Origin of the sequence: Sporosarcina koreensis, assembly GCF_001531445.1 — a bacterium.
Lineage (GTDB): Bacteria > Bacillota > Bacilli > Bacillales_A > Planococcaceae > Sporosarcina > Sporosarcina koreensis_C.
In genome coordinates, this window is record NZ_LQYA01000164.1 from 14,092 (window position 1) to 19,101 (window position 5,010).

5 protein-coding genes and 1 pseudogene are annotated in these 5,010 nt (G+C 46.8%); 1 reads left to right on the forward strand and 5 read right to left on the reverse strand.

The features are described 5' to 3' along the window. The 5 genes from AWV70_RS24190 to AWV70_RS16245 form a co-directional block, all read right to left on the reverse strand. The coding region (locus tag AWV70_RS24190; protein ID WP_414714843.1) for a hypothetical protein at nt 1–242 on the reverse strand (242 nt) is incomplete at its 3' end. 187 nt (nt 243–429) lie between these two features. Beyond that, on the reverse strand, nt 430–1,815 hold the full coding sequence (locus AWV70_RS16230; RefSeq protein ID WP_060209363.1) for an ABC transporter substrate-binding protein: 1,386 nt from the start codon (nt 1,813–1,815) through the stop codon (nt 430–432). A 33-nt stretch (nt 1,816–1,848) separates the two neighbouring features. Next, complete coding sequence (locus AWV70_RS16235; protein ID WP_060209383.1) at nt 1,849–2,661, reverse strand: carbohydrate ABC transporter permease; 813 nt, start codon at nt 2,659–2,661, stop codon at nt 1,849–1,851. A 2-nt stretch (nt 2,662–2,663) separates the two neighbouring features. Beyond that, nucleotides 2,664–3,560: a carbohydrate ABC transporter permease gene (locus AWV70_RS16240; protein WP_060209364.1), complete on the reverse strand. Its 897-nt coding sequence runs from the start codon at nt 3,558–3,560 to the stop codon at nt 2,664–2,666. Beyond that, complete coding sequence (locus tag AWV70_RS16245) at nt 3,557–4,690, reverse strand: ABC transporter ATP-binding protein (RefSeq protein WP_060209366.1); 1,134 nt, start codon at nt 4,688–4,690, stop codon at nt 3,557–3,559. Before AWV70_RS16245 ends, AWV70_RS16240 begins: the two co-directional genes overlap by 4 nt. A gap of 138 nt (nt 4,691–4,828) precedes the next feature. On the opposite strand from AWV70_RS16245, the pseudogene AWV70_RS23515 reads away from it, so the two are divergent. After that, nucleotides 4,829–5,010, forward strand: a pseudogene (locus AWV70_RS23515) (hypothetical protein); the annotation flags it as partial.

A 5,010-nucleotide genomic window follows, 5' to 3' on the forward strand; every position in this document is an offset into this window, starting at 1 on the left:
CCTTTTATAAGTCCGTTTTGTTTTGCCGCTTCAACGATAGGTGCCAATATTTCGTCGACATCCGTAAATTCCGTTGTGCTTCCATCTCCCAATTCCAGTTCAAGGGCTTTCACGACAGCTGTAATGAATTCACCGCGTGTCACGTCCTGAGCCCCTGCCGCCTTGGCGACAGACATTGAAAATCCGCTGAATGTCAATGCCATTACAGCAATCCACATTCCTGCTTTTCGAATAAAAGACATGGCTTCCATCTCCCCTACTTACAATTTATTTTAAGCGCAATCATGCACGTAAAACCCTCTAGTAATATATTATTCACAATAATATCATAATTAGAAATAAGTCATGCCCATCAATCACTAACTTTACAAACTATTTTCATTCCGAAAAAGCCGTCCGGCATTCATACGATTGCCAGACAGCCTATCTTCATTGTTTTGTCTTGTTCGCGATTTCCATCGCACGGTTTGTTCCTTCCGCAGCCTTATCAAGAACTTCTTGCGGATCTTTCCCTTGGTACAGTTCCTCCAAAGCAGTTACAATCTGCTGCCTTGATTCAGGGAAGACGGAAATGAGCGCACCTTGAGTCGCAAGGCCTGGAATTGTATCTTGAAGCTGATCCACTGTTACTTTGAATTGCGGGAATTCCGCCCACTTGTCTTTTACGTTCTGCTCGTCATACGCAGCAGGGTTAATAGCGAAATAGCCTGTGTCCAAATGCCATTTTGCTTGGACTTCAGGTGTTGTCATGTATTTCATGAACTCCCAAGCAGCTTCCTGTTCCTCTTCTGCAATCCCTTTGGACATCCATAACGAAGCGCCGCCGATAACGACACCGTTCCGTTGGACTTCATCCGCATGCGGGATATAAGCGACACCGACTTCGAATGGAGCGTTATTGATTGCACCCGCTACACCGGCGGACGAGTCCATGTACATAGCAACTTTGCCTGTTGCGAATGCAGACCGGATGTCATCCCAGTTCGTTCCGAAATTCCCGAAAGTCCCCGCTTTGTTCATCGTATCGAGGAAGCGGAAGACGTTCAGCCCTTCAGGACCGTTGAATAAAGATTCCGTTGCGTCTCCTGACCTGCCATTGTCTTCATTCACATACAAGCCGCCTTGCGTCGCAACAAGCTGCTCGAAGAACCAGCCGTATGTCAACATTGAAAAGCCATACATCTCATCCGTTTTCAGCTTTGCTGCCGCGTCAATCACTTCAGCGAATGTTTCAGGAGCCTTCTCCGGATCGAGCCCTGCTTCTTTGAAAGCATCTTTGTTGTAAATCATGACTGGTGTCGAGGAGTTGAACGGCATCGAATATAGCTCGCCGTCGACCCGGTAGTAGTTCAGGATGTTTTCTTCTAGCTGGGAAAGATCGTAATTGTCTTCATCGATAAATTTCTGCATCGGTTCTATATAGCCGCTGTCGATCATGTATTTCGTTCCGACTTCAAACACTTGCGTGATGGCAGGAGCATCCTTCGTTCCGCCGACACCCCGGAGCTTTGTCAATGATTCCTCATAGGATCCTTGGAATTCCGCCTTCACTTCGTATTTGTCTTGGGATTCATTGAACCCTTTGACAATGGCGTCAATCGACTCCTGTCCGGTACCTGACATTGCATGCCAGAATTCGATGGATACTTTTTCGCCTGTCGCGGCGCCGTCATCTTTCGTCCCTTCCGTTTCGGACGATGTATCATTCTTCGTCGGCTCATTCTTTTCTTTGCTGTCACTGTTCGTACAGGCTGTCAACACGGCAAAAGCCAATATTAGCACCCAAAACAAAGATGAAGTGAGTAGTTTCTTCAAATTTCATGCACTCCTTTTAATTGGTAGACTTGATTATTTCAACGCGCCTTGTGATAACCCTTTTTGCAGCTGCTTCTGTCCGAGGAACAGCAACAACAGCGTCGGTATGATAACTACGATGACTCCTGCCATGACCACCCCCCATTCGGTTGCGATTTCTTGGGACTGCAACTGCTTCAGACCGATTTGCACAGTACGCACAGATTGGTTCGTCGTTATGAGCAGCGGCCATAAGTACATATTCCATGTCGTCAGGAAACCGTAAGCGCCCAATGTGACAAGGCTTGTTTTGGATATTGGGAGAACGACCCGCCAGAAAAAGCGGAAACGGCTTAAGCCCGCAATTTGAGATGCTTCATGCAGTTCCTTCGGGATTGTGAGGAAATGCTGACGAAGCAGGAATGTGCCAAATGCAAGCGCGAAAAACGGCAACGTAAGCCCTTGGTACGTGTTAAACCAGTCAAGCTTGCGGATTGTGAATACGTTCGGGATCATCGTCGCTTCCCAAGGGATCATCATCGTCGAAATGAACAGGAAGAATATGAAATCCCTACCTTTGAATTTGAAAAAGACGAATGCATAAGCAGCCAGACTGCAGACGACAAGTTGGCCAAGCATGACACTGACCGAAACGATGAAACTGTTCAATAAATAGCTCAGCAATGGAAGCCGGCTGAACACTTTGCTGTAGTTCTCGAAACTGATCGATTCCGGAAAAAATTTACCTTGGATAATCTCCGGGCCCGTCATGAATGAAATCATGAATGCGTACAATACCGGGAAGAAGACGAATGCCGACGTTGCAATCAATAAGAAATAGATCCATATTTTCGAAGCGAGCCCCATTTTCATTGGTAATGCACCTTCCTTTCACCCAATTTGAATTGGAGGATGGTGACAATCAAGATGATCAGGAATAAAATGACGGCTTGCGCACTTGCAGTTCCGAACTGATAGTTGATAAATGCCTCCCGATAAATCGAGTAGACGATCAAGTTCGTCGACTGCGAAGGTCCGCCTTTCGTCAAAATATCAATCTGTCCGAACGTCTGAAACGCATTGATGAGAGAAATCGTGATGATGAAAAACAGCGTCGGCGAAAGCATCGGCAGTGTGATGCGCCTCAATCGATAGAAATAGCCAGCTCCGTCAATTCTCGAACTCTCATAAAGATGCTCGTCGATGTTTTGCAAACCACCCAATAGAATCAGGAAAGAAAAACCGATATTCATCCAAATCGTTGAAATCGACACGGATAGCAATGCCCATTCCGGATCGAGCAGCCATTGAATTTGCGGTAGATTCAAGACGCCCAATAACCGGTTGAACATTCCGATACTCGGATTGAACATGAAAAGCCAAATGACGGAAGAAGCAGCGACGGAGATACCCATCGTCGATGAATACATCGTTCGGAAAAAACCGATGCCCTTCAATTTCTCATTTGCGAGCAGCGCGAAGAACAGCGCCAGAATAATTGTGATCGGAACTGTATACAATACGAACAGCCCCGTCGCTTTCATACTGTTTTGGAATTCGGATGACCCGAGCAAGTAGACGAAGTTTTCGAATCCGACCATGATGGCGGCATTGCCTGTTTGATCCGTCAGGAAAAAGCTTAAATAGATTGTCCGGAACATCGGATAAAAGACGAATACGGAAAATAGAATAATAGATGGCAATAAATAAAGGGCTGCCGTCCGCCCGTCTACGGACTTCCGCCATACTCTTCCAATCCGGGTCATGGCGACACCTTTTGCTGCTTGACGTATTTGCCGTAGTCGATCGTCCCTTTAATCAGCTCACCGCTCTGTTCGTCAAAGATGGACAGTGACTCGAATTCCATTCGGACGGGCATTCGGTCGCCGATGTCGATATGCCATTGGCCGCTCCATTTCGCCATCCATTCCTCCCCGCCCAGTTTGAATGAAAAAACGGTTTCATTCCCAAGAATTTCGACGTTCGTCACTTCCACATGGAAAACATCCTCCGCCTTTGTTTCAGGGGTTATCGGATATAGGTTTTCAGGCCGAACTCCGACCGTCATGGATGTTCTTGGAAGCTTTCCAATTTCGTCAATCGGCACAGGCAACCGCAATTCATCAGCAATGACGAGCTCTGATGTCGAAGGATTGAATTCCGCTTTAGCCAAATTCATCGGCGGCGATCCTATGAACGTCGCGACGAATGGATTCGCAGGATAATTGTAAATATCGATCGGTTTGCCGATTTGCTGGATCTTCCCTTCATGGAGGATCATGATCCGATCGCCCATTGTCATCGCTTCCACTTGGTCATGGGTGACGTAGATCATTGTAATGCCAAGGCTCCTTTGAATCCTTCTGATTTCCGAACGCATATGGGCACGCAGTTTGGCATCGAGATTGGATAAAGGCTCATCCATCAGGCAAATCGGTGTCTCACTGACGATGGCTCTTGCGAGGGCGACGCGTTGCCGCTGCCCGCCGGAAAGTTCACGCGGCTTGCGGTCGAGGTATTCCGTCAAGCCGAGCATTTCCGCCACTTCGTTCGCCTTTTTTCGTTGTTCCTCCTTCTTCATCTTTTTTACATCAAGACCGAACGTTATGTTTTGCTGAACCGACAAATGCGGATACAATGCATAGTTTTGAAAGACCATGGAAAGGTCTCGTTTATCAGGGGAAAGATTATTGGCGACTTTCTCACCGATTTTCAATGTTCCGCCGGTAATTTCCTCAAGCCCCGCAATCATCCGGAGCATCGTACTCTTCCCGCAGCCGGAAGGGCCGACAAGGACAAAAAACTCGCCCGGCTCAATCGTTACGTTTATATTGGAGATAACGTCCACTTGTTTATCGTATGATTTGGAGACGTCTATCAGTTCAACCCTTTTCATTGATCAAATTCCTTTCTGTAAATACTTTTATAGTAATCTGAATATATGTGCTAGTAACACACTTCGATAAAAGAAGTCATAATTCCTTCCTTTTTTCTCATTCTTTACAATTACTTTACGTTCAAGGAGGATACATTCGTGAAAAAAGGGATTCTTCTAGGCCTGCTCATCCTTCTATCGGCATGTTCAACCGCCTCGGTGGCGGCATCTTTGCCTGCTGACAAGTTCCTGATCATTGCACATCGCGGGGCTTCCGCCTACGCGCCGGAACACTCATTGCTGTCCTATGGATTGGCGGTGCAGATGAAGGCGGATTATAT

Coding starts and splice junctions, on each gene's coding strand:
- AWV70_RS16235 (WP_060209383.1), bottom strand. CDS start 2,661: ATGGGGCTCGCTTCGAAAATATGGATCTATTTCTTATTGATTGCAACG.
- AWV70_RS16240 (WP_060209364.1), bottom strand. CDS start 3,560: ATGACCCGGATTGGAAGAGTATGGCGGAAGTCCGTAGACGGGCGGACG.
- AWV70_RS16245 (WP_060209366.1), bottom strand. CDS start 4,690: ATGAAAAGGGTTGAACTGATAGACGTCTCCAAATCATACGATAAACAA.